The 24,133-nt window shown below is 58.9% G+C and carries 22 protein-coding genes; 14 read left to right on the top strand and 8 right to left on the bottom strand.

Going from position 1 to position 24,133, the window contains the following annotated elements:
* Positions 1–94: 94 nt before the first annotated feature.
* A complete protein-coding gene (locus RYC18_RS10370) occupies positions 95–268 on the top strand; it encodes a DUF6026 family protein (RefSeq protein ID WP_002553283.1) in 174 nt (57 codons plus the stop codon).
* Between the two features lie 158 nt (positions 269–426).
* Here the strand turns inward: RYC18_RS10370 and RYC18_RS10365 are convergent, their stop codons facing one another.
* Positions 427–918 carry a GNAT family N-acetyltransferase gene (locus tag RYC18_RS10365; protein WP_004658555.1) on the bottom strand — a complete coding sequence of 164 codons (492 nt, stop codon included), beginning with the start codon at positions 916–918 and terminating at the stop codon, positions 427–429.
* 635 nt (positions 919–1,553) lie between these two features.
* On the opposite strand from RYC18_RS10365, the gene glgA reads away from it, so the two are divergent.
* From glgA to RYC18_RS10315, 10 genes are all read left to right on the top strand, one after another.
* A complete protein-coding gene (gene glgA / locus RYC18_RS10360) occupies positions 1,554–3,152 on the top strand; it encodes a glycogen synthase GlgA (protein WP_316885689.1) in 1,599 nt (532 codons plus the stop codon).
* 15 nt (positions 3,153–3,167) lie between these two features.
* Positions 3,168–4,991, top strand: a complete 1,824-nt coding sequence (gene treZ, locus RYC18_RS10355; RefSeq protein WP_057405055.1) for a malto-oligosyltrehalose trehalohydrolase — start codon at positions 3,168–3,170, stop codon at positions 4,989–4,991.
* Complete coding sequence (gene malQ / locus RYC18_RS10350) at positions 4,981–7,059, top strand: 4-alpha-glucanotransferase (RefSeq protein ID WP_016980822.1); 2,079 nt, start codon at positions 4,981–4,983, stop codon at positions 7,057–7,059. Before treZ ends, malQ begins: the two co-directional genes overlap by 11 nt.
* The gene (locus RYC18_RS10345; protein WP_016980823.1) at positions 7,056–9,839 is read left to right on the top strand and encodes a malto-oligosyltrehalose synthase; all 2,784 of its coding nucleotides are present in this window, start codon (positions 7,056–7,058) and stop codon (positions 9,837–9,839) included. The genes malQ and RYC18_RS10345 overlap by 4 nt, the downstream gene beginning before the upstream one ends.
* A 17-nt stretch (positions 9,840–9,856) precedes the next feature.
* The gene (locus RYC18_RS10340; protein ID WP_002553277.1) at positions 9,857–10,255 is read left to right on the top strand and encodes a DUF2934 domain-containing protein; all 399 of its coding nucleotides are present in this window, start codon (positions 9,857–9,859) and stop codon (positions 10,253–10,255) included.
* A 158-nt stretch (positions 10,256–10,413) separates the two neighbouring features.
* Entirely contained in the window at positions 10,414–12,597 is a 2,184-nt protein-coding gene (gene glgX / locus RYC18_RS10335; RefSeq protein ID WP_004667555.1) for a glycogen debranching protein GlgX, read from the top strand.
* Positions 12,594–13,607, top strand: coding sequence for an acyl-CoA dehydrogenase family protein (locus tag RYC18_RS10330; protein ID WP_057405056.1), 1,014 nt, complete (start codon positions 12,594–12,596; stop codon positions 13,605–13,607). Before glgX ends, RYC18_RS10330 begins: the two co-directional genes overlap by 4 nt.
* Positions 13,608–13,620: 13 nt before the next feature.
* Positions 13,621–14,394: a PIG-L deacetylase family protein gene (locus tag RYC18_RS10325; protein WP_005745159.1), complete on the top strand. Its 774-nt coding sequence runs from the start codon at positions 13,621–13,623 to the stop codon at positions 14,392–14,394.
* Entirely contained in the window at positions 14,391–15,017 is a 627-nt protein-coding gene (locus tag RYC18_RS10320; RefSeq protein ID WP_057405058.1) for an SAM-dependent methyltransferase, read from the top strand. Before RYC18_RS10325 ends, RYC18_RS10320 begins: the two co-directional genes overlap by 4 nt.
* Positions 14,986–15,639: a glycosyltransferase gene (locus RYC18_RS10315; RefSeq protein WP_002553273.1), complete on the top strand. Its 654-nt coding sequence runs from the start codon at positions 14,986–14,988 to the stop codon at positions 15,637–15,639. Before RYC18_RS10320 ends, RYC18_RS10315 begins: the two co-directional genes overlap by 32 nt.
* A 7-nt stretch (positions 15,640–15,646) precedes the next feature.
* On the opposite strand, the gene RYC18_RS10310 is transcribed toward RYC18_RS10315, so the two are convergent.
* The 4 genes from RYC18_RS10310 to pcaD form a co-directional block, all read right to left on the bottom strand.
* Entirely contained in the window at positions 15,647–16,687 is a 1,041-nt protein-coding gene (locus RYC18_RS10310) for an alpha/beta hydrolase family protein (RefSeq protein WP_005745161.1), read from the bottom strand.
* A gap of 361 nt (positions 16,688–17,048) precedes the next feature.
* Entirely contained in the window at positions 17,049–17,657 is a 609-nt protein-coding gene (locus RYC18_RS10305) for an FMN-dependent NADH-azoreductase (RefSeq protein ID WP_002553271.1), read from the bottom strand.
* A 74-nt stretch (positions 17,658–17,731) separates the two neighbouring features.
* Positions 17,732–18,691, bottom strand: a complete 960-nt coding sequence (locus RYC18_RS10300) for a LysR substrate-binding domain-containing protein (RefSeq protein ID WP_005745162.1) — start codon at positions 18,689–18,691, stop codon at positions 17,732–17,734.
* Between the two features lie 79 nt (positions 18,692–18,770).
* Positions 18,771–19,562 carry a 3-oxoadipate enol-lactonase gene (pcaD, locus tag RYC18_RS10295; RefSeq protein WP_005745164.1) on the bottom strand — a complete coding sequence of 264 codons (792 nt, stop codon included), beginning with the start codon at positions 19,560–19,562 and terminating at the stop codon, positions 18,771–18,773.
* A 126-nt stretch (positions 19,563–19,688) separates the two neighbouring features.
* On the opposite strand from pcaD, the gene RYC18_RS10290 reads away from it, so the two are divergent.
* Positions 19,689–20,045 (top strand): MmcQ/YjbR family DNA-binding protein, encoded by a 357-nt coding sequence (locus RYC18_RS10290; RefSeq protein WP_002553268.1) that lies wholly within the window; start codon positions 19,689–19,691, stop codon positions 20,043–20,045.
* Here the strand turns inward: RYC18_RS10290 and RYC18_RS10285 are convergent.
* Together RYC18_RS10285 and RYC18_RS10280 are read right to left on the bottom strand one after the other, a co-directional pair.
* Positions 20,040–20,474, bottom strand: coding sequence for a DUF1294 domain-containing protein (locus RYC18_RS10285; RefSeq protein ID WP_016980828.1), 435 nt, complete (start codon positions 20,472–20,474; stop codon positions 20,040–20,042). The genes RYC18_RS10290 and RYC18_RS10285 overlap by 6 nt on opposite strands.
* Complete coding sequence (locus tag RYC18_RS10280; RefSeq protein WP_054078925.1) at positions 20,471–21,301, bottom strand: undecaprenyl-diphosphate phosphatase; 831 nt, start codon at positions 21,299–21,301, stop codon at positions 20,471–20,473. Before RYC18_RS10280 ends, RYC18_RS10285 begins: the two co-directional genes overlap by 4 nt.
* A gap of 251 nt (positions 21,302–21,552) precedes the next feature.
* On the opposite strand from RYC18_RS10280, the gene pnuC reads away from it, so the two are divergent.
* Both pnuC and RYC18_RS10270 read left to right on the top strand, forming a co-directional pair.
* The gene (gene pnuC, locus RYC18_RS10275; protein WP_005731787.1) at positions 21,553–22,116 is read left to right on the top strand and encodes a nicotinamide riboside transporter PnuC; all 564 of its coding nucleotides are present in this window, start codon (positions 21,553–21,555) and stop codon (positions 22,114–22,116) included.
* Positions 22,113–22,646 carry an AAA family ATPase gene (locus tag RYC18_RS10270; protein ID WP_117139374.1) on the top strand — a complete coding sequence of 178 codons (534 nt, stop codon included), beginning with the start codon at positions 22,113–22,115 and terminating at the stop codon, positions 22,644–22,646. The genes pnuC and RYC18_RS10270 overlap by 4 nt, the downstream gene beginning before the upstream one ends.
* Here the strand turns inward: RYC18_RS10270 and RYC18_RS10265 are convergent.
* The gene (locus RYC18_RS10265; RefSeq protein ID WP_117139375.1) at positions 22,634–23,959 is read right to left on the bottom strand and encodes a sigma-54 dependent transcriptional regulator; all 1,326 of its coding nucleotides are present in this window, start codon (positions 23,957–23,959) and stop codon (positions 22,634–22,636) included. The genes RYC18_RS10270 and RYC18_RS10265 overlap by 13 nt on opposite strands.
* Positions 23,960–24,133 lie beyond the last annotated feature (174 nt).

Here is a 24,133-nt window from a genome sequence, read left to right as displayed (position 1 = left end):
GTGCCGATAGAGAGGGTAAGCAGCGGCGCTCATGGATTGAAAGTCATTGCCACGGACCTTTCTGAGGTTGAATCCGCCATTTGCGAGGTGAGCAATGGGCACTGTACTACCAGCACTTGCACCACAAACCCTGTATGTCACGATCCGCCGCGACGAATTGCGTGCATTGAAAGAAGAGCGCGAGCAGTTGCAGAAAAAGGTCGCTCATTTGAGCTCGATGCTGCAGCAACCCCACTTGTCTGCACCCGGCAAGATGCTTCAAGCCTGACTGCCATTGCATCACCCTTTAAAACGCTTCAGGGCAAGCCCGATATTCTGGCTTGCCCACCTGATCTGCTCTCACAGTTTGCGCCCCTTCCCTGTCCGATTCTGCTGAACAGTTTTCCCTTGCACCCGACACGGCTGCACACAAACCTGCTGCGTACTTTATAGCGCCTTCTGCCAGAACATGGCACGCCCCATTTCAGGGCTCAACTGGTAATTGTCGAAACCGAGCTTCCTGTAGGCACCTTGAGCTACCTCATTGCCCTCCAGAACCTCAAGTGTCAGTTTGCAGCAACCTCGCTGGCGTGCAATCTCTTCCACCTTGAGCAACATTTTCTGGCTGATGCCCATGCCGCGGTATTGAGCGACGACCGCAACGTCGTGAATATTGACCAGCGGACGACAGGCAAAGGTTGAAAAACCCTCAAAGCAATTGACCAGCCCTACCGGCTCTCCGGAAATGAACGCCAGCACACTGAAAGCGTAGGGACGTTTGGCCAGCTCGATAGCCAACTGCTGACGCGCATCGCTCGACAGCGGCCGACCTGTACCCATGACATCCATCGAATATTCATTCAGCACAAATCCAATTGCATCAGCGTGCACGGGATTCGTGTAACTCGCTTGCAGTACCAATACCTCGGGGGCTTCCATTTCCATCCTCGTCAATTCAATAAAAGTGATTCTGTAAAATCAGTCAAAGGGTAACTCTTTCAGGCCAGCACGTTATTTCAAGCCAGCTCTGTGACTAGAGCGTCTAGCCCGATTCTATCCTGCCTCGCTGCAAAATGTTCCAGCGCGGATGTAGGAATTTTCTCGCCACGCCCACAGATTGACCGCCAGACGCACCCAGAAAAGGCGCGACGCACCGATGGGGCTCATGAGCGGCTCCACTCACCCGTTTTTTTCGATAAAAAAGAAACGCATGACCTTGATTGTCGAACGATCCGACGACCGGTCATGCGCGCTCGGGACTCGAATTTAACCCATAAAAAAGCGCAACGACTGCCGGGCTGGCCCTTGCAGCGTGCCAACAAGCGCGGCTTCAAAGCCCTTGCCAGACATTCGCGCAGAAAAAAGTCGAAACTTCTCCAAAACGCCCCGGTCAGGTGAATGGAGCATCTATGCTATTGGCTGACATCCGGTAATGGCGACATCACGCGGCTTTGTCACTACGCATGGTCCAAACGGGTATTGATCTTGCGTAGTGCACGTATGTGTACCCGGCCATAGGAAATGGCCAATAAAAATCAAGTGATGCACCAAGACTGTTTTAAGGGGAAAAATCGATGATTAGCGCCGCTGTCAAAACCCAGAAGGGAGAGAGTTTTAACCAGCCTGTCGGCGAGCTGACTCATCTGCCAGTCTTCTCTACCAAGAGCGTTCCTTTGCTGCAATTACCAACCTCGACAATTCAGCCTGCGCCGACCATGTCTCAGGTCAGCAGACGCAAAGTGTTGTTCGTGACCTCGGAATTGGCCGACCTGGTGAAAACCGGTGGGCTGGGCGACGTATCCGCCGCATTGCCACGAGCAATGCGCCACCTGCATGACGTGCGGGTTCTTATTCCAGGTTATCCGCAGGTCATCAACAGCGGAAACCCGATCCATATCATCAGCCAGCTGGGCGGGCATGCTGCACTGCCACCTTGCAAGGTGGGTCGCATGGACATGAAAGATGGCCTTGTGATCTACGTGTTGATCTGCCCTGAGCTTTACGAGCGTGAAGGCACGCCTTACGCCGACAGCGATGGCCGCGACTGGTCCGATAACCATATTCGTTTTGCCCGTCTGGGGCTCGCGGCTGCCGAATTTGCGGCTGGCGAAGTGAAAAGCCAATGGTGCCCCGAGCTGGTCCATGCCCATGACTGGCCTGCCGGCCTGGCGCCTGCCTACATGCGCTGGCGCGGGCAGTCCACGCCAAGCATCTTTACTATTCACAATCTGGCCTATCAGGGGACCGTGAGTACCGCTTCGAGTCGTGAACTGGGCATTCCGGATGAAGCGATCACCCCGGAAGGCATGGAGTTCTACGGCAAGCTGTCCTTCATCAAGGCAGGCATGGCCTTCGCGAGCCACATTACGACCGTGAGTGCCACCTATGCTCGGGAAATCACCACGCCAGAGTTTGGTTGCGGCCTGGAAGGTTTTCTGCAGAGCAAGGCTAACAAGGGTCAGCTCAGCGGCATCCCTAACGGAATCGACGAAAGCTGGGATGCAGCGACCGACGAACACCTGATCTGCCACTTTGCGCCCAACGAATGGACGCGCAAGGAAATCAACGCCGACTATGTGCGTGAGCTGTTTGAGCTGGATGCCTCGACCGGGCCCCTGTATGCAGTGGTTTCGCGCCTTGTGTATCAAAAAGGCCTGGACCTGACCATCGGGGTTGCCGAGCACATCGTCAACAACGGCGGACAAATCGCAATTATCGGTCGCGGCGAGCCCGAGGAAGAAGATGCCATGCGCGAGCTGGCCGCACGCTTCCCGGGGCACATTGGTGTGCGTATCGGCTTCAATGAAACCGACGCTCGACGCATGTTCGCCGGCAGTGATTTTCTGTTGATGCCATCGCGCTATGAACCCTGCGGTCTGAGCCAGATGTACGCGCAACGCTTCGGCTCCCTGCCTGTCGCACGCAACACCGGCGGCCTGGCGGACACAATCGAGGACGGCGTGACCGGCTTCCTGTTCAAAGAATCAACCATCGAAAGCTACACCGAAGCCCTGAGCCGCACGTTTCAGGTATTCGCCCACCGTGAGCTGCTCAACGCCATGCGCTGCCGTGCAATGGCGGCTCCCTTCAACTGGCATCAGGCAGTAGAGCCCTACGCAGATCTCTACCGTGACCTGTTGAAGAAAAACGTGAGCATTTCCAGCAACTACTAGTTTAAGGATCAATGGATGCCACTGCGTACAGACGATAACTGGCGCCACGGCGCCGTCTTGCTAGACCTCGAACACACCCGGTTTGCCCTCTGGGCACCGGATGCCAACTACGTAAATGTCGAACTCCAGGATGGCCAGGGTGTTCAGTCACTGGCCATGCTGCCCCAGCCGGACGGCTGGTTCGTCCTTGAGGCCCGCTGCGAAGCGGGCACTCGATACAGCTTCAAAATCGACCATGAACTGGAAGTGCCTGACCCCGCCTCCCGCGCGCAGGTCGACGATGTCCATTCTCAAAGCTTCGTAGTGGACCCTCTGGCCTATTCATGGCAAAACACCTCATGGCAAGGTCGGCCGTGGCATGAGGCGGTGATCTATGAGCTGCACGTAGGTGCGATGGGCGGCTATGCTGCGGTGGAAAAACACCTGCCGCGCCTTGCGCAAATGGGCGTTACCGCGATCGAGCTGATGCCGCTTGCGCAGTTTCCCGGTGATCGCAACTGGGGCTACGACGGCGTTCTGCACTACGCCCCGCAATCTTCCTATGGCACTCCGGAAGAGCTCAAGCACCTGATCGATACAGCTCACGGTCTTGGCCTGATGGTAATTCTGGACGTGGTGTACAACCACTTCGGCCCGGACGGCAACTACCTGGGAAGTTACGCCAAGGAGTTTTTCCGCAGCGATCTGCATACCCCGTGGGGCGATGCCATTGATTTTCGCCGCCCGCAGGTGCGCGACTTCTTCGTCGACAATGCGCTGATGTGGCTGCTGGAATACCGCATCGACGGCTTGCGCATGGACGCTGTGCATGCCATTCGCGATGAAACGTTCCTGCCAGAATTCGCAACTCGCGTACGCGGCCAGATCGAGCCGGGCAGGCACGTGTGGCTGAACCTTGAGAACGAGTTCAACCAGGCCGGTCTTCTGGAGAAAGGCTTCGATGCACAATGGGACGACGACGGGCACAACACTTTGCACGTGCTGCTGACCGGTGAAACCGACGCCTATTATTCCGACTTCGCTCAGGAGCCTACGCAAAAGCTTGCGCGCCTGCTCAGCGAAGGGTTTGTCTATCAGGGCGAACAGACGCGGCATGGACACACGCGAGGCGAGCCCAGCGGCCACCTTGCGCCAACAGCCTTTGTGTTGTTTCTGCAGAACCATGACCAGATCGGCAACCGCGCACTCGGTGAACGTTTGCCGCAGCTGTGCACGCCTGCTGCGCTGAAGGCCGCAACCGCCCTGTTGCTGCTTTCGCCGATGATTCCGCTGATGTTCATGGGCGATGAGTGGGCGGCCAGCGAACCGTTTCTGTTCTTCACCAGCCACCACGGCGAACTGGCCGATGCGGTGCGCGAAGGACGTCGCAAGGAGTTTGCCGACTTTGCCGCATTCGCCGACCCGGAAAAGCGCGAGCACATTCCCGACCCGAACGACATCAAGACATTCGAGGCATCGCGTCCGGCGTTTTCGGCAGTTGATCTGGAGACCGACAAAGGCCTGGATCACCGCAGCTGGGTCGACTTTTATACACAGTTGCTGGCTTTGCGGCACAAAGAAATCATGCCGCGCCTGCCCGGTGCACGCTTCCTGAAAACCGATATTCTCGGCGACAAGGCAGTCAGTGCACGCTGGGCGCTTGGCGATGGCAGCGAACTGCGTATCGACCTGAACCTGAGCGAACAGGCTGTCGATGCTCCGCCGCAGCAAAATGCCCGGCAGATATTCTCCAGCGCCGCAAAATCGTCCGAACTTTCCCCGCAGGCCATCCTCAATCCTTACACGGCCATTGTCAGCCTGACAGCAAGTGATGTTCTGGAGGAACAGGATGAACAATGAGCAACTGGAGAGGCTTGCGACCGAGGCAGGGCTATCGGTACATTGGGTCGATGCCAACGCTCGGCCGCAGACTGTCAGCCCTGATGTACTGCGCAAGGTTCTGGAGGCGCTGGGCTATCCGGCCGAAAACGGCGAGGCTATCGATGCCAGCCTGTTAAGTCTGCAAAACGCCAGCCACGGCAAAAGCGCCCCGCCGCTGCTGACGGTCGACACGGACAGTAATCTGGATCTGTCCGAGTGGTTTGCGCCGCAAACGCCATTCACGCTGCACCTAGAAGACGGTTCATCGCTGGACGCCAGGCTCACCGCGTCCGGCGAACTTCCAGCGCTGGCACCGCCCGGCTATCAACAGTTGGAGATTGCCGGTCAACATCTGACCATCGCTGTCGCCCCTAAAACCTGTTTCAGCATGGCAATGGCCACCGATGCGCCGAAGCCGCATGGCTGGGGTCTGACTGCTCAGCTTTACAGCCTGCGCCGCGAGGGCGATGGCGGTTTTGGCGATACGGAAGCACTGGAGAAGGTTGTTCGCGCTGCCGGAGAGCGCGGTGCCGATGCGCTGGGCATCAGCCCGATCCATGCAATGTTCGCCAATGATCCACACCGTTACAGCCCTTATTCGCCGTCCAGCCGACTGTTTCTAAATAGCCTGTATGCGTCGCCCGGTGCCATTCTGGGTGAACATGCATGGCGTCAGGCGATAGAAGACGCGCGCGTCGGTGACGAAATGAAGCAACTGGAAGCGCAGCAGTTGATTGACTGGCCTGCTGCTGCCCAAGCCAAGTGGAAAGCGCTGCACAAGCTGTACGAAGGGTTCAGTGCGGGTGATCACCCTTTGCACGAAGACTTCAACAGCTTCCGCCACAGCGGTGGCGAGGCCCTGGAGAACCACTGCCGCTTCGAAGCGCTGTGTGCCGAATCCGAAACGTTGAATATCGGCAACAATTGGCATGAATGGCCGGAAGAGTTCAAAGACCCTCGTAGTGACGCCGTAGCAGCATTTGCCGAAGCGCACAGCGAGCACATCAGTTTTCATGCATTCGCTCAATGGCTCATCGCCCGCGGCCTGGAGCGTGCGCAGTCTGCCGCACGCAGCAGTGGCATGCGCATCGGCCTGATCGCCGACCTGGCAGTGGGTGCCGATGGTGCCGGAAGTCAGGCCTGGAGTCGTCAGGACGAGTTGCTGTCGGCTCTGACTGTTGGCGCACCACCCGACATTCTCAACCGTGCCGGCCAGAGCTGGGGGATTTCCGCGTTTTCACCGGACGGCCTCAAGCGTAACGGTTTTCGCGCGTTCATCGAGATGCTGCGGGCCAACTTCGCCCATGCCGGCGGGTTGCGTATCGACCATGTCATGGGCTTGCAGCGGCTATGGGTCATCCCTCAGGGGGCGCCTCCCAGTGAAGGCGCGTATCTGAATTTCCCGTTGGACGACATGCTTCGCCTGCTGAGTCTGGAATCCTGGCGGCACAAGGCGATCGTGCTCGGTGAAGACCTTGGGACTGTGCCTGAAGGTCTCAGCGACAAGCTCAGCGCTCGGGCGATTCTGGGCATGCGTGTGCTGCTCTTCGAACAGAACAACGGTCAGTTCAAGCCCATCCTTGACTGGTCGGACCAGGCACTGGCCACCACCAGTACCCACGATTTGCCGACACTGGCAGGCTGGCTCAGCGAGCTGGATATCGAGTGGAATGCCCAGCTGGGTCACATTGACGAGCAACATGAATCGCAATGGCGTGAAGAACGCGGGCGCGAATATGCAAGCCTGTGCCGAGCCTTGAGTCAGAACGTCGACAGCCTGCCGTCCGACAGTGAAGACCCTGAGCAGATCATCGACGCGAGTATCCGCTATCTGGGTCACACGCGCGCTCCACTGGTGCTGCTACCGATGGAAGACGCGCTGGGTGTCAAGGAGCAGGCCAACCTGCCCGGCACCATTGACAGCCACCCGAACTGGCGCAGACGCCTCCCCGGCGATGCGGCCTCCTTGCTTGATAACCCGAATGCTGCTCGACGACTGGAATTGCTCTCCCAATCCCGGCTGCAAGCTGCGGAGCGTGACCAATGACCCGTCCATTACAGCCTTTGCGCGCTACCCAGCGTTTACAATTTCATAAAGATTTCACGCTCGACGATGCGGTGCCACTGGTGCCCTACTTCGCCAGCCTGGGGATCAGCCATGTCTATGCCTCGCCGCTGCTCAAGGCGCGTGCTGGCTCAATGCATGGTTACGACGTCGTCGACCCGACCGTCATCAACCCGGAACTGGGTGGCGAGCCTGCCCTGCTGCGTCTGGTATCGGCTTTGCGCGAACACGGCATGGGGCTGATCCTCGACATCGTCTCCAACCACATGGCCGTCGGTGGTGCAGACAATCCCTGGTGGCTGGACCTGCTCGAATGGGGTCGTCGCAGCCCGTATGCCGAGTTCTTCGACATTCAGTGGAATTCGCCGGATCCGTTGCTGGAAGGCCAGTTGCTGCTGCCGTTTCTGAGCAGCGATTACGGCACCGTCCTGCAGGCCGGAGAAATCCCGCTGCGCTTCAACGCCGAGCGCGGCATGTTTTATATCGAGCACTACCAGCATCATTTCCCGATCTGCCCGCTGACCTATGATTCATTGCTTCAGGCAGTCGAACACCCGCAATTGAAGGAAATGGGCCAGCGCTTCACTGCGCTTGCTCAATACCCGCAAGCCTACGAACGTGCACGTCAGGCCAGAACCGAGCTGGCCGAGCTGGCGAAAGATCCGCAGGTGCTCAAAGGCATCGAGCAGATCCTTGCGCACTTCGACTCCAGCAAGCCGGAAGGCTTTCAGCGTCTGCATCAGTTGCTGGAACGTCAACACTATCGTCTGGCCAGCTGGCGTACTGCCGGTGATGACATCAATTGGCGGCGCTTCTTCGACATCAACGAGCTAGGTGGTTTGCGTGTCGAACGGCCACAGGTATTTGAAGCCACCCACGGCAAGATATTCCAGCTGATTGCCGACGGCCTGGTTGACGGGTTGCGGATCGATCATATCGATGGGCTGGCCAACCCGCGCGGCTACGGCCGCAAGTTGCATCGCCGGGTAAAAAGCCTGCTCAAGCTGCGTCCTGCCGAGGCGCGCATTGATCATCTGCCTATTTTCGTCGAGAAAATTCTGGGGCCGGATGAGCCGTTGCGTGAAGACTGGAGTGTGGACGGCACGACCGGCTACGAGTTCATGAATCAGGTCTCGCTGCTGCAACACGATCCCAAGGGCAAAGAGCCGCTTGGAGAGCTGTGGAGTCGACTGACAGAACGTACCGCTGACTTCGATCAAGAAGTGCTGGTGGCCCGGGATCTGGTCCTGCACGGCACACTGGCGGGCGATTTCGAGAACGTCGCGCAGTCGTTGCTGCAAGTTGCACGCAGCGACCTGATGAGTCGTGACCTCACGCTGGGTGCAATTCGCCGTGCCCTGCTCGCGCTGATCGTCAATTTTCCGATTTATCGCACCTATATCTCGGTATGCGGCCGCTCGGCGCAGGACGACAAGTATTTCCAGCAGGCAATGGAAGGCGCTCGCACCACTTTGAACGAAGGCGACTGGCCAGTGCTGGATTATCTGGCACGCTGGCTGGGTGGCGAAGCGTGGCGAAAACTGCCACGCGGACCGTTGCGCAAGCTGTACAAGAATGCGTGTGTACGGTTCCAGCAACTGACCTCCCCGGTTGCCGCCAAGTCGGTTGAGGACACCTCGTTCTATCGCTCTGCAGTGCTGTTGTCGCGCAACGACGTAGGCTTTCATCCGCAGCATTTCAGTGCGCCGGTGGAAGACTTCCATCAGGTCTGCCTGGAGCGTCTGGAAAAATTCCCCGACAACTTGCTGACCACTGCAACGCACGATCACAAGCGTGGCGAGGACACACGTACACGCCTTGCGGTCCTGAGTGAATGTGCGCCGTGGTACGCCGAACAGGTAGAACGCTGGAGACAGCTGGCAGTGCCCCTGAAAGGCGAAGAACCGGCCATCAGTGCGGGTGACGAGCTGATGCTTTATCAGGCCTTGCTGGGCAGCTGGCCGCTGAGCCTGGAGGGCGAAGAAGCTCACCAGGAATACGCGAAGCGCATGGTGCAGTGGCAAGAGAAAGCCCTGCGCGAAGCCAAGCTGCAAAGCAGCTGGAGCGCGCCGAATCAGCCTTACGAAACGGCTTGCCGCGAATTTCTTGAACGTTTGCTGTTGGCTCCTGAAGCGCTCGCGTTGCGCCAGTCACTGAGTGCAACGGCCAATCGTATCGCGACCGCCGGGGCACTCAACAGTCTGGCGCAAACCTTGCTACGCTTGACCGTACCCGGTGTTCCCGATTTGTATCAGGGCACCGAGTTCTGGGATTTCAGCCTGGTGGATCCGGACAACCGGCGACCGGTTGATTATGCAGCCCGACAGAAAGCGCTGGCAGAAGATGCAAGCGCTGCCGACCTGCTCGATAACTGGCAGGATGGCCGCATCAAACAGGCGCTGATTGCGAAGGTTTTGAACCTGCGTGCCGAGCACCCAACGCTGTTCAGCGAGGGGCGTTATCAGCCTCTGGAAATAAAGGGTAGCCACGCCGGGCACGTGATGGCTTTTGCCCGGGAGACACAAGGAGTACGCGCTATCATCGTAGTCCCACGCACAAGCAGTGAACTATTGGGTACTGCGCAAACTCCATTGATTAATGCTGCCAATTGGGGCGACACACGGATTATGCTTCCGTTTGCCGACTCTGGATCTGACTGGAAAGGACTCTTTTCCGACGGTGTCGCAACACACGTTCGGGAGATACCGCTCAGTGCAGCGCTTGAAAGATTTTCCGTCAATTTGCTTATTCAAACTATGTAATAGCTGGGAGTCTCAAGATGAGTGCCGACGAAAAAAGAATTCGCGATTTTGCTTACCAAATCTGGGAGTCCGAGGGTAAGCCCTCCGGACACGACGAGCGTCACTGGGAGATGGCGCGCAAGCTTGCAGAAGCAGAAGCCCTGGCACCTGACAAGTCCAGCGTGCGCAAGTCCAGCAAGCCCAAGCTGCCTGAAGTAGACAGCGCCAAGGCGCCTGCCAAGGGCGCAGCCAAGCCTGTGGCGAAGTCAGCACCAGCAGCAAAGCCAGCGGCCAAGCCCGCAGCTGAAGCCAAGCCAAAGCCAGCGGCCAAGGCGGCTCCCAAGCCTGCTCCCAAAGCCAAGCCGGCTACCGCTGCGCCAACTGATGCCCCAGCCAAGCCTGCTGCCAAGAAGCCACGCAAACCGTCGAATTCTTGAAACTCTTCTGGCCGGGCGCCAGTCCATTGTTGCAGGTCGCACTCTGATCGGAGATGAGGCCTGCTACACCCCCATACTTTATCGTCAATATTGAAGCCCTTGTGGCTTCGATAGCGGCCTTGGCCGCTCAGAAAATCATTCGACGTCAGGAAGTCATCATGAATACGAAGTCCACTACAACGGCAGAAGATAATTCAGCCCCGCAAGACAATCCAGGCAGCACCCCGTCTCGCATTCGTGAAGGACTTCCCTTTCCTCTCGGCGCTAGCTGGGACGGCCTGGGTGTCAACTTTGCCCTGTTTTCGGCCAACGCCACCAAAGTAGAGTTGTGTCTGTTTGACTCGACCGGTGAAATCGAACTGGAACGCATCGAACTTCCGGAATACACCGATGAGACGTATCACGGCTACCTGCCAGATGCGCATCCGGGCCTGATCTATGGCTATCGCGTCTACGGCCCTTATGACCCTAAAAACGGTCATCGCTTCAACCACAACAAACTGTTGATCGACCCGTATGCCAAGCAACTGGTCGGCGAATTGAAGTGGTCTGAAGCATTGTTCGGTTACACCATTGGTCATCCTGACGGCGACCTGAGCTTCGATGAACGTGACAGCGCGCCCTTTGTACCGAAGAGCAAGGTGATCGACGAGGCTTACACCTGGGGCCGAGATCAGCGCGTCGGTACGCCTTGGGACAAGACCATTTTTTATGAAACCCACGTGCGCGGCATCACCATGCGCCACCCGGAAGTTGCCGAAGAGCTGCGCGGCACGTTTGCCGGTCTGGGATCAGCTCCCGTTGTCGACCACATCCGCAAGCTGGGTGTAACATCCGTCGAGCTGCTGCCGATACACGCCTTCGTCAACGATCAGCATCTGCTGCAAAAAGGAATGACCAACTACTGGGGCTACAACAGTATTGCGTTCTTTGCGCCAGACCCGCGTTATCTGGCGAGCGGCAAGATTGCCGAATTCAAGGAAATGGTTGCGCACCTGCATCATGCCGGGCTGGAGGTCATTCTTGATGTGGTCTACAACCACACGGCCGAAGGCAACGAGCTTGGCCCTACCCTGTCCATGCGCGGTATCGACAACGCCTCCTATTACAGGCTGATGCCGGACGACAAGCGTTATTACATCAATGACTCAGGCACCGGCAACACCCTCGACCTGAGCCACCCGTGCGTACTGCAGATGGTCACTGACTCCCTGCGTTACTGGGCTTCGGAAATGCATGTCGACGGGTTCCGCTTCGACCTGGCAACCATTCTGGGTCGCTACCACGATGGTTTCGACGAACGTCACAGCTTCCTGGTCGCCTGCCGTCAGGACCCGGTGCTGCGTCAGGTCAAACTGGTCGCCGAGCCTTGGGACTGTGGCCCAGGTGGCTATCAGGTCGGCGGTTTCCCACCAGGCTGGATGGAGTGGAACGACAAGTTTCGTGACACCGTACGTGCCTTCTGGAAAGGCGACGAAGGCCAATTGGCAGACTTCGCGGCACGCATGACCGCCTCCGGCAACATGTTCAACCAGCGCGGTCGGCGTCCACAGGCGTCGGTGAACTTCATCACCGCGCACGATGGTTTCACGCTGCACGACCTGGTGTCGTACAACGACAAGCACAACGAAGCCAACGACGAAAACAACCAGGACGGCAGCAACAACAACCTGTCCTGGAACCACGGCGTCGAAGGCCCGACCGAAGACGCGGAAATCAACACCCTGCGTCTGCGTCAAATGCGTAACTTCTTCGCTACTTTGCTGCTGGCGCAAGGTACGCCGATGATCGTCGCCGGTGACGAGTTCGCCCGTACCCAGCACGGCAATAACAATGCCTACTGTCAGGACAGCGAAATTGGCTGGATCAACTGGGATCTGGACGAGGACGGCGCAGCATTGCTCAAGTTCGTGACCCGCGTGATCAAGCTGCGTCAGACCTACCCGATCCTGCGCCGCAGTCGCTTCCTGGTGGGCGATTACAACGAAGAAATCGGCGTCAAGGACGTAACCTGGCTCGCTCCGGATGGCAACGAGATGAGTGTCGAGCAATGGCACGATGCCAATGGCCGTTGCCTGGGCATGTTGATGGATGGCCGTGCACAGGAAACCGGTATCCGTCGTCCAGGTGCCGACGCTACGCTGCTGCTGGTCGTCAACGCGCACCACGACGGGGTCAACTTCACCCTGCCGGAAGTGCCTGAAGGCACCCATTATGAGTGCCTGATCGACACCAATCAGGATGATGCACGCAGCAAGGAGCACTTTGCGTTCGGTTCGCAATATACCGTCACGCCGCGCTCGCTGCTGCTGTTCGAACTGAAGCGCGAAGACCAGCAATGATTGATGCCTTGAGTGAGTTTCTCGACTGGCGCAAGCACGGTTATGCCGATACGCGTGCGCTGGGCGAGTGCTTGCAGGCATTGGTCAACGAAGGTCTGGATCAGCTCCCCCTGCCTGCCAGCGGTCAGACACTTGAGCGCTGGCGGGCGCTGGCCTGCATTGCAGGCCATGACCTGGGGTTGTGCAAGTTGTACGAGGGGCATACCGACGCCTTGGCGATCATGGCGGAACTGGGTGCCCCGCCCCCCGAACAATTCAGCACCTGGGGCATGTGGGCGGCAGAGCCGCCGCAGGCACGGGTGAATATCAGCGGCACTGGCGATTCAATTCGTCTGAATGGCCGAAAAGCGTGGTGTTCCGGTGCTACGGCCTTGAGCCATGCATTGATCACCACATGGGATGAAGAACATCGCCAGCAACTGGTGGCGGTGCAACTCGACCAGCCCGGCGTGCATATGACCAGTGATGGCTGGCGCGCAGTGGGCATGGGCGCCACCGGCAGCGTCGAAGTTGTGTTCGAGCACGCTACCGGGCAAGCGATTGGAGCGCCGGGCGGCTACCTGGAACGGCCTGGCTTCTGGCAAGGCGGCATCGGCATCGCGGCGTGTTGGTATGGTGCCTCCCGGGCGATCGCCCAACGCTTGCTGGCACAGGTCGGCAAACGCGAAGAGCCACACGCTCTTGCGCACCTGGGTGCTGTAGATGTCGCGTTGCACGCAGCAATCGATGTACTGCGTGCCGCCGCTGCGCATCTGGATCAGGCCCCGGCTGAAAATGCCGAGGTGCTCGCCAGACGCTGTCGTGCCTACGTGGAGCACGCTGCGGAACTGGTCATTCAGCACGTGGGCCGCGCGGTAGGTGCGGGTCCTTACTGCAAGGACCCGCACTTCGCTCGACTGATCACCGACCTGCCGGTTTTTCTGCGCCAGAGTCATGCCGAGCAGGACCTTGCTGCACTGGGTCAATTGACGGGTAAACGGCTGCCAGCTTTACGCACGTGGTCACTATGAGAGCGTATCCATCATGAGCGAAGGCTTTCTAGTCAGCGACGACGAGTCTGGCCAAGGCACGCCTCTGGCTGCCTGGAACGCCTCCGGCAAACTGCGCAGCGTACCTGCGATTACGGCAGACCTGCTGGTGCCGAACAATTGCAGGGCGGTCATCATCGCCCCGCATCCGGACGATGAAGTACTGGCATGCGGCGGCTTGATGAGCCAGTTGGCGCAGCTGGAACGCAATCTGTTGTTGATCTCGGTCACTGACGGCACTGCCAGCCATCCGGGCTCCACGCTCTGGCCTGTCGATCGACTGTCTGCAATCCGGCCCCAGGAAAGCGCCGAAGCCTTGAATCGTCTCGATATTCCCCTTGAGCGTCTTGAGTGGCTGCGCTGCGGCTTGCAGGATGGTGCCGTGGCCGAGTCCGAAGATCAGCTGGCAGAGTTTCTTGAACGTCATCTGGGCCCTGCCGACGTAGTGTTCGCCACTTGGGCAGAAGATGGTCATGGCGACCACGAAGCCGTTGGCCGCGCCAGTGCAAGAGCCTGTGCGTCTACCGGGGCGCAGCTTTGCGAAGTACCGGTCTGGGCCTGGCACTGGGCTGACCCTGAAGATGAGCGTCTGCCATGGGACCGCGCACGCAAGTTGCTGCTGGACCCGGCGACCCTTGCTCGTAAACGCAATGCCGCTCAGGCGTTCGTCAGCCAATTGCAGGGTGACCCGGCCATCGGTCTTGCGCCCGTTCTGCCAGCCGTTGTTCTGGAAAGACTGCTGCAACCGTTTGAACTGGTGTTTGTATGAGCGTCGAAGACGGCTATTTCGATGAACTGTTTCGCAACAACGATGACCCGTGGGCGTTCAAGCAACGCTGGTATGAGCGGCGCAAGCGTGCGCTGACACTGGCCGCGCTGCCCCGTGAACACTATCGCTCGGTATTCGAGCCTGGCTGTGCCAATGGCGAACTCAGTGCCGACCTTGCCGGTCGCTGTGACGCACTGGTGTGCTGCGACACGTCAAACCTGGCGGTGGATCTGGCACGCAAGCGTTTGGCAGGCCTGCCCCATGTGCGCGTGTTGCAGGCCCGTTTGCCAAAGCAATGGCCGCAGGGACAATTTGATCTGATCGTCTTCAGCGAACTGGGTTACTACCTGGACGTCGATGACCTGCACCGCCTGATCGACTGCGTTCTATCCTCGCTTTCACCTGACGGCCAGTTGCTCGCCTGTCACTGGCGTCCTGATATCGAGGGCTGCCCGCTGAACGCGCAGGCTGTACACGATATCCTTGCCGAACGCTTGGCCATGCACCGCCTTTTCAGTCATCACGAACAGGATTTTCTGCTGGACCTGTGGAGTCGTGATGGAACCTCCGTAGCAGAACAGGAATTCTCCGATGATCGGCATTCTGATCCCGGTGCACAATGAAGAGCAGCTACTCGATTTGTGCCTCGAAACGATAAAGCAGGCGGCTGAACACCCGGATCTCAAGGGTGAGCGAGTAGAGGTGCTGGTGGTTCTCGACAGTTGCACCGACAGCTCGGCAGACATCGCGCGAGCGCACGGGGTGATGGTCCTTGAGGTCTCGGCCCGCAACGTCGGACAGGCACGCGCCGAAGGAGCAGCTTTTCTCCTCGACCGAGGTGCGCGCTGGCTGGCCTGCACCGATGGCGACAGCACCGTGGCGAATGACTGGCTTGCCGAGCAACTGGCACTGGATGCCGATGCGGTATGCGGGACCGTCATGCCCGGCGATTGGAACAAGGATATCTCTGCGGCTGCGCAGGCGGCTTACCTCAAGCATTACCAGCACCGGGACGGCCATCGGCACATTCATGGTGCCAACCTGGGTGTCAGCTCAATTGCCTATATCAGTGCAGGCGGGTTTCCGGCACTGGCCTGCCACGAAGACGTGCATCTGGTTCGCCAGCTGGAGCTGATCGGCGCGCGGATCGCCTGGAGCTGCCGCCCGCGGGTCACGACCAGTACCCGCCTGGACTCAAAAGCCAGAGGCGGGTTTGGCGACTTTCTGAGTTCGCTGAACGCCTGAAAAGCGCTTATTCGTGATGCGCTGTCTGCATACCTGAATGGTCAGGGTCGGCAGAATTGAGCGCCGTGCTGAAGAAGCGCACAGCTTCTGCGCTCAGGTTGCGGTGAATGTCTTCGCGGTCCACTCCGTCAGGGTCGTTGCACAGTAACGGTGCGCTCGAACGCTGTTCGTCACTGCACGGTGCCATAAAGACAAAGTGCCCTGCCCCCGCCAACAACTTATAGTCCGGTGCCTGCGGCAGTTTGCGCGCCAGCGCTTCGGCGTTGCGGTCGATGGCCAGCAACTGGTCGTCATCCCCGGCATACATCAGCACCGGTACATGCACATCGCCCAGCGTGTGACGGCCGAACATCAGGCTCAACGGGGCCATCAACATCAGCGCACCGACCCTGGGGTCAGCCTGGGCATGCAGGTCATCGCGGTCAGCGACCAGCTCCCCTTGAGTCTTGCAGGCGTCACGGTCTGTGGGGCGTTCGAGGCAATACTGGCGCAGGCGCTGTAGATCAGGCTGCGCGCCCGCAAGAATAAGCGCAGTTTCGCCACCCGCCGAATAGCCGATCACGCCCACCTGACGAGCATTGAGATAAGGGGCAAGCATAGGGTCGAGCAAGGCCGTGCTGATCGCTTCAGAGATCTGCAGCGGGCGACCATACAGGTTACTCAGGCTGCCCAACCGACTGTGATCACGATCATTGTCGCCAGGATGAACCACAGCAACCACCACAAACCCCTGGCGCGCCAATGATGTGGCCAGGTCATGCAACGCCAGCGGTGTACCGGTATTGCCATGAGACAGCAGCAGCAACGGGAACCGGCCCATTGCAATCGGCGCATTTTCGCCGGCCTCGACGCGATAGCCGTGCAGGGTGCTCCACTGCTCACTGGCGGTCGACGGGTAAAAAGCGATGGCCTGCACCGGCTGTGAATCCAGCGGGTCAGGGAAACTCAGCTCGTGATAGCCCGCGCTCCAGGCGTCATCGGCCTGAGCGTGAACCGCAATCAGGCTGTCGAGCAAGCAAACCAGCATCACTGCACAAAGACGTACCATCGAAAGGCCCAACCTTTGCAAATCCGGAGGCTCGCCCGGATAGTCCATTCAGCGCTTGTGTCGAGCATCGTGCTCCAGCGCGCCGCTCTCACCCAGATGAGAGTGTGTAAAACAGAAATAGTGCACAAGCCGGGCCATAAACCGCCCGCTCTTTTCAGCAATCGTGAAAAGCACCACAAAACCGCAAACACAGTGCCGCGAAGATGCAGTTTAGTCCTTGAATAACCCGCTTACCTGTAAGGAAGCTGTCAAGGTTGAGTACGCTCAAGACTGCGTGCATTTATGCGGCGCACAAAAAACTCCACAACCCGGCGCACGTTGCTCGCGCGAGTTGTGGAGTCTTGTTCAGACCATCACCGACTCAGGCGGCGAACAGCTCGCTCTCGATATGTTGCTGCGCGGCTGTCATGGCGTTGGCACGCGGCTCTTCACCATAGGCCAGGCCGTGCGCGCGAACAAATTGCAGGTCGGTGATACCGATGAAGGCGAACAGCGCCTTGAGCAGTTCTTCGTGGCCAGCGCCGGTTGGCTGCCCGACGTGCAGGCCACCGGAAGTGGAAACAATAATAACCTTCTTGCCGCCACACAGGCCTTCAGGGCCGGTTTCGGAATAACGGAACGTGCGGCCGGCAACCATGATCCGGTCAAACCAGGCTTTCAACTGGGACGGGATAGTGAAGTTGTACATCGGCGCACCGATCACCAGCACGTCGGCGGCAAGAAACTGCTGCAAGGTGGCTTCATTAGTGTCGACTTCCTGTTGCTGGGACGCATCTCGGGCTTCTACAGGGGTACCCGCTGCGGCAAGACTGGCAGCAGAGAAATGCCCGAGGGCTTCGCTGGCGAGGTCGCGGTAGGTTACCTGGCTGTCGGCATGCGAGCGCTGATAGGCCTGAACGACCTCATGGGTCAACTGACGCGAAGCGGAATGATCGCCGAGGATGCTGGAATCGAGGTGCAATAAATTCATAACGTAGCTCCTTAAAGAAAATCGCCACTTAGCGATGAAGTGGCGAGCATCCTATCCTTGATCGCAATAGATGATTAGTGGTCTTGAATGCGACTGTTCGTTCTATGAAGAGAACAATAAAGCGAGTCGGGACTAAGGCTTAGCTCTTTGAACGAGGTTTCGAACACATCCAGCAGCCCTCTGACCGCGGGAAGCAGCCCACGGCGCGAAGCAAACACGGCGTGCACGATGCCGCACTTTGGCCGATGCTGACTGAACAGTTCGACAAGACGCCCGTCCTGCAAGGCTTCGCGGACAATCAGTTCCGGCAGTTGCGCCACCCCAACCCCTTGCAGGGCGGCCTGCAGCATCATGTCCAGATCCGAGCTGATCAGCCTCGGCGTGTGACGAATTTCAGCATAGTGGCCGGAAGTAGTTTCCAACAGCCAGCGATGCTCATGGCTTGCAGACGGCGTGTCGAGGCTGGGCAGTGTTGATAGCGCCTCGAGTGTCGATGTTGCGGACAGCCTGGCAGCCAGATCCGGGCGTGCGACCAGACGTTGAGCACTGTGCCCGAGCAACTTGACCACCAGCCCGTCGTCTTCCAGTGGCGGAAAGCGCACACGCAACGCGATATCGATGTTCTCCGTCAGCGGGTCGACGCGGCGGTTGGTGCTTTCGACCTGCACCTGAACCTTCGGGTGATCGGCCGCGAACCGGGCAATGGTCTCGTTGAAGCCCATCGCCGCCAGTGCTGGAGGACAGCTGATCGCCACCCTGCCCTGCGGCTCGGACTTGGAACGCAGAATAGCCTCTTCAGCAGCCTCGGCTTCGACCAGCATTGCCACGCAGTGAGCGTAGTAATCGCGCCCGCTCTCGGTCACGGCGAACGTGCGCGTCGAGCGGTGAATCAGTCGTACACCCAGGCGCTCTTCCAGCCCGGCAATACGACGGCTGAGCTTGGACTTGGGAATCCCCAGTTTGCGGCTTGCTGGCGCAAAGCCGAGGCATTCGACCACCTGAACGAAATAAAACAGATCATTGAGATCAAACACCCGGCCACCTCGCTTTCAGAGCCGCGAGTATGCAGCGCCATGGCAAGCCTCTCAATACCGGGTTTCAGATCCCGTCAGCTCACTCGGCCGTCAGGAATGCCAGCACCGGCACCGTGAATGACTCCCCGGCCTCGACACTGGACAGATGAGCCGCGTGCAATTCGATCATCTGCGAACCTTTAATGCGCTCGACCATAAAAAGCCCATCCGCGGGAGTGGTTACCGCATCTTCAGTGCCGCAGACGACCAATACCGGCAGCTGGATGGAGGCAATCTGCTCACGGAAATCTGCATCACGCACGGCAGCGCAATTAGCTGCGTAGCCCTGTGGCGATGTGCGGGCCAGCATACCGACAACCGTGTCGACCACAGCAGGCTCGGCATGCGCAAATGAAGGCGTGAACCAGCGCGCAACAGAAGCATCACGCAATGCAACCATGGCTGACTGCCCGTCACGCAGAACGGTTTCGATGCGAGGGTTCCAGATATCAGGGTTGCCGATTCTGGCTGCCGTATTGCACAGCACGACCTTGCGCAGGCGCTGCGGCGCATTGATCGCCAGCCACTGACCGATCAAGCCGCCCATGGACAAACCACAGAAAAAAGCCGTGTCTATGTGCAGCGCATCCAGCAACGCCAGCACGTCGCGACCATTCTGCTCGATGCTGTAACTGCCCTCGCTGACCAGCGATTTGCCATGCCCGCGCGTGTCGTAGCGCAACACCTGAAAATGACGAATGAACGCAGGAATCTGGTTGTCCCACATATGCAGATCAGTGCCCAGCGAGTTGGACAACACCAGCACCGGCGCACCGGCCGGGCCTTCGAGCAGGTAGTTCAGTTCACCATCGGCGAGTTGCACGGCAGACATTCGAGACTCCGGAGAAGGACAAACCTGCACACTAATGAGTGTCGCAGCAGCATACAATCCGCTGATCGAATATCCGTGCGGCTATCGAACAGCTTACCGCTCGACGCCTCACTGAAGGAGCATTCCGTGAACAAGACCCGTCACAAAGAAGACATCGCCCGGTTCTGCCTGGACTTGCCAGGCGCCCGAGAGGATTACAAATGGGGCGGTGTGCGCGTATTTTCCGTTGCCGAAAAAAAGATGTTTGCGGTCATGGACCTGGTCGGCCAGGACCTTTCATTCAAGGTCCATCCGGAACTGTTTCTGGGTTACGTGGATCGGCCCGGCATACGGCCTGCGCCTTACCTGGCCCGCGCGCACTGGATCAGCGTGGCAGACCTGCACACACTGAGCGACGATGAAGTGCGTGATCTGCTGACCCGCTCCCACCAGCTTGTAGTCGGCAGGCTACCGAAACGACAGCAGATCGGCTTGAAACTATAAAGGCAACAGCTGTAAAAGCCGCTTGCCCAGAAACAGCCAGTCAAGCCACAGCACCTGATGCGCCAGCACGATCAGCCAGAACACGATCTGGAAAGATACCTTGCGGGTCTTGTGCCGAAACACCTGTTGCGCCAGCAATGCTCCGGGCCAGCCACCGAGCAGCTCGGTGGCATGCAGGACGTTCTCTGGCGTACGCTGACCGCCGTTTCCGGCCTGTCGCTTGTCATGCCTATAGAGCACAAACGCCAGCAGGCTCATGACTATCAAAGCCAGCGCCGGGATCAACGTGACCTGCCTGAGCCCAAGCGACGCCGAGCCGTAGACCGGTAGCACACAGAGCAGCAGGAACGCCGAGACCTTCAGGCGCAATTGCCGGACCGGTGCCCTGCCCCGACCGGCTGGCCGCTGCGGCTCGCGAGCCCGCGTCATGCCTTGGCCGATGCCCAGTCGATCCAGCCAAACTGCCAGGTCGCCAGAATCAGCAGGCCGAAGGCGATGCGATACCAGGCGAACACTGCATAGCTATGAGTTGCGATGAACTTGAGTAGCGCGCGAACTGCGATCATCGCGAAGATGAACGAGGTAATGAAACCGATGGCAAACACCGCGAAGTCGTCCGGGCGAAACATGTCCCGGTATTTGTAGCCCGAATACACGGCTGCACCGACCATGGTCGGCATGGCCAGAAAGAACGAAAATTCGGTCGCTGCCTTGCGTGACAAGCCGAACAGCAGGCCGCCAATGATGGTCGAGCCCGAGCGCGATGTGCCGGGGATCATCGCCAGGCACTGCACCAGCCCGACTTTCAGCGCATCGCTCCAGGTCATGTCATCGACGGTTTCGGTGCGCACAGTGTGCTCGCGGCGCTCGGCCCAGAGCATGATCACACCACCCACGACCAGCGCCGTTGCCACGGTAATGGCATTGAACAGGTAATGGTGGATGGTATCGGCGAAAATCACGCCCAGCACCACTGCCGGCATGAAGGCGATCAGCAGGTTTAGGGTGAAACGCTGCGCCTGTTGCTGTTTCGGCAACCCCACGACAACGTCGAGAATCTTGCGCCGAAACTCCCAGACCACCGCCAGAATCGCACCCAGCTGGATGATGATATTGAAGGCCATGGCGCGCTCGCCGCCAAAATCGATCAGGTCGGCGACGATGATCTGATGCCCTGTACTGGAGATCGGCAAGAACTCCGTCAACCCTTCTACAACACCCAATATCAAAGCCTGAGCAGCGGTCCAAAGATCCATCATTCCCCCATGAAGCGATGCCGCAGGCTCGCTGTTTAATGTTGTCGTATAAAAAATGCTTGCCACTATGCCGTCGCCTGCCTGAACGAAGCTTGAAGAAAGTCGCGCAAATGCAAGGCGCGGAATGCTAGCAGACCTCCGCGCACAAAGCCTGCCGACGTGCAGCCTGACGCAACACAAGCTCCACGCCGCGCGCAGAAGCGCATACAATCGCCGCCCCCGACCCTCACAACCCTAACCAAGGAGCCGCCATGTCCGGGCTTGAACTCTTCGCTGCCGCCATTGGCGTTATCGCGGTCTGGCTGACAGTGAAGCAGAATCCCTGGTGCTGGCCAATCGGGCTGGTGATGGTGGTGATCTACATCTGGATATTCTTCGACGTGAAGCTGTATTCGGACATGCTGCTGCAGGTCATCTATGCAGGCTTGCAGATCTATGGCTGGCTGCAGTGGACTCGCCATGGCGACGGCCTGCCGGTCAAGGCTGTCACTGTGCTGCCGAGCCATTCAGTGCTTAAAGGGCTGGCTGTCGGCGCAGTCATCAGCCTCGCGCTGGGCGCTGGCATGGCGCATTTCACCGACGCCGCACAGCCCTGGCTTGACGCAGCACTCACGGGCTTCAGCCTGGTGGCACAAGTGTGGATGGCACACAAACGCGTTCAGTGCTGGCCGCTATGGATTGTGCTGGATGTGATTTTTGTCGGCCTGTTCATCTACAAAGAGCTGTACCTGACCGCTGCACTCTATGCGCTGTTCACCCTGCTGGCCGTGCAGGGCTGGCGCGAGTGGCGTAACGATCTGGCGCTGGCGCGATGAAAGTCCTGGTCCTGACCGGGCCTGAGTCCAGCGGCAAGAGCTGGCTGTCGGCCGAAATACAGAATCGGTTCGGCGGCTTGCTGGTCGGCGAATATGTACGTCATTTCATTGATCAACAGGGGCGCGATACCCACTACGCCGATATTCCGGCCATTGCTCGGGGCCAGCTGGACTGGGAGGATACTGCCCGCGCCAGCGAGCCGCACTTGCTGATACTCGACACACACTTGCTGAGCAATGTGCTCTGGAGCCGCACCCTGTTCGGCGACTGCCCGGCGTGGATCGAACAGCAACTGCTGAACCGCTCCTACGACCTGCACCTGCTGCTGTCGCCCGAGGGCGTGGACTGGATCAGCGACGGGCAACGCTGCCAGCCGCAGTTGCGCGAACGCCAGGCCTTCTTCGACAGCAGCCGGGAATGGCTGGACCACCATCGGCAGGCCTATAAGGTGCTGGGCGGTGACTGGCCGCAGCGCCGCGAGCAGGCGATGACGGCTGTCTCCCAGTTGCTGGGAGTTCAGCGAATCTGATGCTTGTGTAACAGCCGATAGAAGGTCGGTCGCGATATGCCCAGAACTCTGGCCGCCACACTCAGATTGTCACTGTGGCGGGTCAATACGTCGCACAATGCCTGACGTTCGGCACGCGATTTATATTCCTCCAGCGTGCCCATGCTGCCAGCACTGTCCTCTTCGCCCAGCAAGCCCAGGTTTGCCGCTTCTATCTGTCGGCCTTCGGCCAGCAGCAGCCCGCGCCGTACCCGACCGGCCAGCTCCCGCACATTACCCGGCCAGTCGTGCTTGCCCAGCGCCACCAGCGCATCCTGGCTGAAACTGCGTGCTCGCCTGCCGCTGTCCTGACTGTAAAAATGGGCGAAATGATTGGCCAGCAACGCCAGATCGCCATGACGCTCACGCAACGGCGCCACCCCGACCTGCAGCACATTGAGCTGGTAATACAGGTCTTCACGAAAGCGCTTTTTCCGCACAGCCGTTTCAAGATCCTCACGGGTCGCGGCCAGCACCCGCACATCCACTGCAATCGACTCACCGCCGCCCAGACGCTCGATTTGCCGGTCTTCCAGAAAGCGCAACAGCGACGTCTGGGTTTCCAGCGGCAGATCACCGACCTCGTCAAGCAGCAGCGTGCCGCCGTCAGCAGCTTCAAGCAGCCCGATCCTGTGCGCTTGAGCACCATCAAACGCATCATCCTCATGACCGAACAGCTCGGACTGGATCGAATGCCCGGTGAATGCACCGCAATCCACGACAACAAACGGTTTACCGCGTCGCTGAGACTGCACATGCAGGCTGCGTGCTATCAGCTCTTTGCCCGTACCTCGCTCGCCCCGAATCAATACCGGTGAATCGATAGGTGCCAGCCGGCTCAACAACTTGCGCAGCTCACGAATGGGCCGACTGTCGCCCAGCAGCTCGGGCTCGGCCTCGGAAAGCGCCAGCCCGCCTTGCGCTTCGGGGCGGCCAGCCGCGAACGCTTTGTCCAGCGTGCCATGCAACCGCGTTGCATCGAAAGGAAGGGCGTGAAAATCGAAAAACCACTGGCAAACGAAATCGCCTATTTTTTCGCGTTGCAGATCGTTGGCTGACAGCACTGCAACCCAGCGCATGTTGCTATGGGCGACAAGCTCTTGAAGCCTGGGCAATTGTTCGAAATGACCGGACGTCAGTCGAATCAGGCCCACGTCATGATCGGGACTGAAGGTAGAACCTGAGGTGCTTTCCTGCACCGTCCATCCGGCATCACTCAAAGCAGGAATCAGAGGATGACAGTCGTCACCGCCGTCGATGATTAGCAGACGTCGCGTTGGGGCCGATCCATGCATGAAGTTTCCTTGGCGCCCGACGTGGAGTTGGATTTTTAAAAGCTTTTCATAAACAGCATGTTGGCGAGCCCAACTATCACCCTAGCAACTTTTTGACGCAGCGTTGTACCGTTTGGGTCTAACGCTCATAACCCTCTGTCACTAACGCCGTCGCTGCTGAAGGATGTTTATTTG

Source organism: Pseudomonas syringae group sp. 247E2, from assembly GCF_032587795.1.
Taxonomy (GTDB): Bacteria; Pseudomonadota; Gammaproteobacteria; order Pseudomonadales; family Pseudomonadaceae; genus Aquipseudomonas; species Aquipseudomonas amygdali.
This window is presented reverse-complemented; position numbering and strand designations above follow the sequence as displayed.

Coding starts and splice junctions, on each gene's coding strand:
- glgA (WP_316885689.1), top strand. CDS start 1,554: ATGATTAGCGCCGCTGTCAAAACCCAGAAGGGAGAGAGTTTTAACCAG.
- RYC18_RS10315 (WP_002553273.1), top strand. CDS start 14,986: ATGATCGGCATTCTGATCCCGGTGCACAATGAAGAGCAGCTACTCGAT.
- RYC18_RS10320 (WP_057405058.1), top strand. CDS start 14,391: ATGAGCGTCGAAGACGGCTATTTCGATGAACTGTTTCGCAACAACGAT.
- treZ (WP_057405055.1), top strand. CDS start 3,168: ATGCCACTGCGTACAGACGATAACTGGCGCCACGGCGCCGTCTTGCTA.
- RYC18_RS10310 (WP_005745161.1), bottom strand. CDS start 16,687: ATGGTACGTCTTTGTGCAGTGATGCTGGTTTGCTTGCTCGACAGCCTG.
- RYC18_RS10265 (WP_117139375.1), bottom strand. CDS start 23,959: ATGCATGGATCGGCCCCAACGCGACGTCTGCTAATCATCGACGGCGGT.
- RYC18_RS10325 (WP_005745159.1), top strand. CDS start 13,621: ATGAGCGAAGGCTTTCTAGTCAGCGACGACGAGTCTGGCCAAGGCACG.
- RYC18_RS10370 (WP_002553283.1), top strand. CDS start 95: ATGGGCACTGTACTACCAGCACTTGCACCACAAACCCTGTATGTCACG.
- pnuC (WP_005731787.1), top strand. CDS start 21,553: ATGTCCGGGCTTGAACTCTTCGCTGCCGCCATTGGCGTTATCGCGGTC.
- RYC18_RS10270 (WP_117139374.1), top strand. CDS start 22,113: ATGAAAGTCCTGGTCCTGACCGGGCCTGAGTCCAGCGGCAAGAGCTGG.
- RYC18_RS10285 (WP_016980828.1), bottom strand. CDS start 20,474: ATGACGCGGGCTCGCGAGCCGCAGCGGCCAGCCGGTCGGGGCAGGGCA.
- glgX (WP_004667555.1), top strand. CDS start 10,414: ATGAATACGAAGTCCACTACAACGGCAGAAGATAATTCAGCCCCGCAA.
- RYC18_RS10365 (WP_004658555.1), bottom strand. CDS start 918: ATGGAAGCCCCCGAGGTATTGGTACTGCAAGCGAGTTACACGAATCCC.
- RYC18_RS10345 (WP_016980823.1), top strand. CDS start 7,056: ATGACCCGTCCATTACAGCCTTTGCGCGCTACCCAGCGTTTACAATTT.
- RYC18_RS10330 (WP_057405056.1), top strand. CDS start 12,594: ATGATTGATGCCTTGAGTGAGTTTCTCGACTGGCGCAAGCACGGTTAT.
- RYC18_RS10280 (WP_054078925.1), bottom strand. CDS start 21,301: ATGGATCTTTGGACCGCTGCTCAGGCTTTGATATTGGGTGTTGTAGAA.
- RYC18_RS10305 (WP_002553271.1), bottom strand. CDS start 17,657: ATGAATTTATTGCACCTCGATTCCAGCATCCTCGGCGATCATTCCGCT.
- malQ (WP_016980822.1), top strand. CDS start 4,981: ATGAACAATGAGCAACTGGAGAGGCTTGCGACCGAGGCAGGGCTATCG.
- pcaD (WP_005745164.1), bottom strand. CDS start 19,562: ATGTCTGCCGTGCAACTCGCCGATGGTGAACTGAACTACCTGCTCGAA.
- RYC18_RS10340 (WP_002553277.1), top strand. CDS start 9,857: ATGAGTGCCGACGAAAAAAGAATTCGCGATTTTGCTTACCAAATCTGG.